This window comes from Nitrosomonas sp. HPC101 (assembly GCF_009833125.1).
GTDB lineage: Bacteria > Pseudomonadota > Gammaproteobacteria > Burkholderiales > Nitrosomonadaceae > Nitrosomonas.
In genome coordinates this window covers 1-3796 of sequence record NZ_QRCC01000019.1, presented here as the reverse complement: position 1 = coordinate 3796, position 3796 = coordinate 1, and the positions used below count along the sequence as shown (strand labels likewise).

Genomic DNA, 3796 nt, shown 5'->3' with positions numbered 1-3796 from the left:
TATTGTTACAGTCGAGCCAGCTTGATGGTAATGGTTTATGATTTCGCAGTGGCATGTCTTGACTAAGTTTTGATGAGGAAGTAGTCTTGGCGGCTGAGTATTATGGCAGTGAGGATAACTGGTTACCTGAGAGGGCTTGAGGTAGCGGATTATTATTTTGATTACTGGGAATACCGACAGGTAGTGGAGGAGAGAGATGAGATTAGGGGAGTGGATAAAGGGGGTCATGCTGTGTGCGGGTATGATGTTATGTGGTTACACATATGCGGACATATCGACGGTACCGGACGAGACCTATGAAGCGCTGAAGCTGGATCGCAGCAAGGCGACGCCGAAAGAGACCTATGAAGCGCTGGTGAAGCGTTACAAGGATCCTGCACATGGAGCGGGCAAGGGGACGATGGGCGACTACTGGGAACCGATTGCGCTCAGCAGTTACATGGACCCGGCCACCTTTTACAAACCACCGGCATCCCCTAAAGAGATTGCGGAACGTAAAGACTGCGTGGAATGCCATTCGGATGAAACGCCGGTATGGGTAAGGGCCTGGAAGCGCAGCACACACGCGAACCTTGACAAGATTCGCGCCCTCAAATCGGACGACCCGCTGTTTTACAAGAAAGGCAAACTGGAAGAAGTTGAGAACAACCTGCGCTCCATGGGCAAACTTGGAGAAAAGGAAACCCTCAAGGAAGTGGGCTGTATTGACTGTCACGTTGACATCAACGCCAAGAAGAAAGCCGATCACACCAAAGACGTACGCATGCCGACAGCAGATGTTTGCGGCACCTGTCACCTGAGAGAATTTGCCGAACGCGAATCCGAACGAGACACCATGATCTGGCCGAATGGCCAATGGCCGGATGGACGTCCATCACACGCACTGGACTACACTGCCAACATTGAAACCACCGTCTGGGCGGCCATGCCGCAACGTGAAGTAGCCGAAGGCTGCACCATGTGCCACACCAACCAGAACAAATGTGACAACTGTCACACCCGTCATGAATTCTCGGCAGCGGAATCCCGTAAGCCGGAAGCCTGTGCCACCTGTCACAGCGGTGTAGATCACAACAACTACGAAGCCTACATCATGTCCAAGCACGGCAAGCTGGCTGAAATGAACCGTGGAAAGTGGAACTGGGAAGTTCGTCTTAAAGACGCTTTCTCCAAAGGAGGTCAGACTGCACCGACCTGCGCAGCCTGCCACATGGAATACGAAGGAGAATACACCCACAACATCACCCGCAAAACCCGCTGGGCGAACTACCCATTTGTTCCGGGTATTGCAGAGAACATCACCAGCGACTGGTCGGAAGCCCGCCTGGATTCCTGGGTACTGACCTGCACCCAATGTCACTCCGAACGGTTTGCCCGCTCCTATCTGGATCTGATGGATAAAGGCACCCTGGAAGGACTGGCTAAATACCAGGAAGCAAACGCAATTGTTCACAAAATGTATGAAGACGGCACCCTGACGGGCCAGAAGACCAACCGTCCGAACCCGCCGGCACCGGAAAAACCTGGATTTGGTATCTTCACCCAGCTGTTCTGGTCGAAAGGGAACAACCCGGCCTCACTGGAACTTAAAGTGCTGGAAATGGCAGAAAACAACCTGGCCAAAATGCACGTAGGACTGGCGCACGTCAACCCGGGTGGCTGGACCTATACTGAAGGCTGGGGTCCGATGAACCGTGCCTATGTTGAAATCCAGGACGAATACACCAAAATGCAGGAAATGACTGCCCTGCAGGCACGTGTTAACAAACTGGAAGGCAAAAAAACCAGTCTGCTTGACCTTAAGGATGCGGGAGACAAAATCTCGCTGGGCGGACTGGGAGGTGGCATGTTGCTGGCAGGTGCGATTGCACTGATTGGCTGGCGCAAACGCAAGCAAACACAAGCTTGACCACTTCGCTGACACCAGACCGGCGCACACAATCGCGCTGGTCTGACCGACTCCTCCCGTCACTGGGAATTTTACTGGTGACGGGAGGTTTGGTTTTACTGACCTGGTACACCTGGTTGCTGCTGACACCGGACGAAGCGCCTTATCGTTACCAGCTGACTGCCACCGGACCGGCGAATGACTACCCTGACCTGGAACTGGAAGCCTGGCCGGATCTTGTCATCCACCAGTACGACATCCAACTGGAAGGTATGGATCGACCACTCGCGCAAGCCTGGTTTGGTCAGCATGCAAACCAGCCACAGGTACTGCTCAACTGGAAGAATGCAACCCGGGAACCCCTGCTGGCGCTGGATCAGAAAGCCACCGAATTAAGTACACTTGCAGCTGCAATTGACAAATACGCCCCGCGGGATGCCCTGCTGCTGAGCTGGTGGGACACCTCCCGTCAACTGGCACAGCTGACCGGGCGAGACGTGCTGTTTCACAGCACACTGCTTGAACCCTTAATCATCCCGCCGGAATGGCAACCGCATGCGCAAGCCATTCGCGCATATGAAAACGCACACACGGGCGCTCCGGCAGATCCACAGGAACATGAACTGTTCCTGCGATTTACGCAAAGTCTGATAAAACCACTGGCGAGCGGCCTGGATGACTTGCGGCAGCTGGCCGGCACACGCGACGCCTACCTGATTATCCATGTCAGTGACCTGTACAAACTGGGCCTGATGTACCCTGACCAATTGGGCATTGCCTACAAATCCTACCGTTTGACTGGCAACCTGCACGGCATGATCAGTCATGTCAAAACCGAGATGAGTAACCACGGTTATTACGCCTACACCCTGCAATCTTTGTCGGATGAACTGATCCACGCTTTCTTTCTGACAGACGAAACCAGCTACAACACCCTGCTGGCCAGACTGCTGCCGTTTGCCAGCCAGCCTTCCCCGCTGGAGCTCACCACACCGCGACTGATCTACCAGCAGGGCGGATACTGGGTCTACCAACTGACCGACAAGACTGTGGCACAACCACAACACCAATTGCCATCATCCGCCTCGGATCATGATCAAACGACGGATTCAACCCATCAGACTGATCAGGTACAATAACGAACGGCAAGACAAAAGAATCGTAATCTGTGCAATACCTAAAACAAGAGGAGAGACCATGAAAATAATGAAAGCCTGCGGACTGGTGGCTGCGGCCTTGTTCGTCCTGACCAGCGGATACAGTCTGGCAGCAGATGCCCCGTTTGAAGGTCGCAAAAAATGCAGTTCCTGCCACAAACCGCAAGCGCAGTCGTGGAAACATACAGCGCACGCCAAGGCAATGGAATCACTCAAACCCAATGTCAAAGTGGAAGCCAAACAAAAAGCCAACCTGGATCCTGCCAAGGACTACACTCAAGACAAGGACTGTGTAGGTTGTCACGTGGACGGCTTTGGCCAGAAGGGCGGCTATACGATTGAATCGCCCAAGAAGATGCTCACTGGTGTAGGCTGCGAATCCTGCCATGGACCTGGCCGCAAATTCCGGGGAGACCACCGCAAGGCAGGACAGGCTTTTGAGAAATCGGGCAAAAAATCTCCCCGCAAGGCCCTGGCCAGCAAAGGACAGGACTTTCACTTTGAAGAACGGTGCAGTGCCTGCCACCTGAACTATGAAGGCTCCCCGTGGAAAGATGCCAAGCCGCCGTATACCCCGTTCACACCGGAAGTGGACGCCAAGTACACCTTCAAGTTTGACGAAATGGTCAAAGACGTTAAAGCCATGCACGAACACTATAAACTGGATGGTGTATTTGACGGAGAGCCTAAATTCAAATTCCATGACGAATTCCAGGCCAATGCTAAAACCGCCAAAAAAGGAAAATAGTGA

Annotated in this window: 3 protein-coding genes; all 3 read left to right on the top strand. The window is 53.3% G+C overall.

Translation table 11 applies throughout. The features are described 5' to 3' along the window. The first annotated feature begins 196 nt into the window (after positions 1 to 196). The 3 genes from ABO04_RS11525 to cycA are packed head-to-tail and all read left to right on the top strand — an operon-like array spanning position 197 to position 3793. A complete protein-coding gene (locus tag ABO04_RS11525; RefSeq protein WP_160810828.1) occupies positions 197 to 1909 on the top strand; it encodes a multiheme c-type cytochrome in 1713 nt (570 codons plus the stop codon). Then, positions 1906 to 3027: a hydroxylamine oxidation protein HaoB gene (gene haoB, locus ABO04_RS11520; protein ID WP_160810827.1), complete on the top strand. Its 1122-nt coding sequence runs from the start codon at positions 1906 to 1908 to the stop codon at positions 3025 to 3027. Before ABO04_RS11525 ends, haoB begins: the two co-directional genes overlap by 4 nt. 58 nt (positions 3028 to 3085) lie before the next feature. After that, on the top strand, positions 3086 to 3793 hold the full coding sequence (gene cycA, locus ABO04_RS11515) for a cytochrome c-550 CycA (protein ID WP_160810826.1): 708 nt from the start codon (positions 3086 to 3088) through the stop codon (positions 3791 to 3793). The last annotated feature ends 3 nt before the right edge of the window (positions 3794 to 3796 follow it).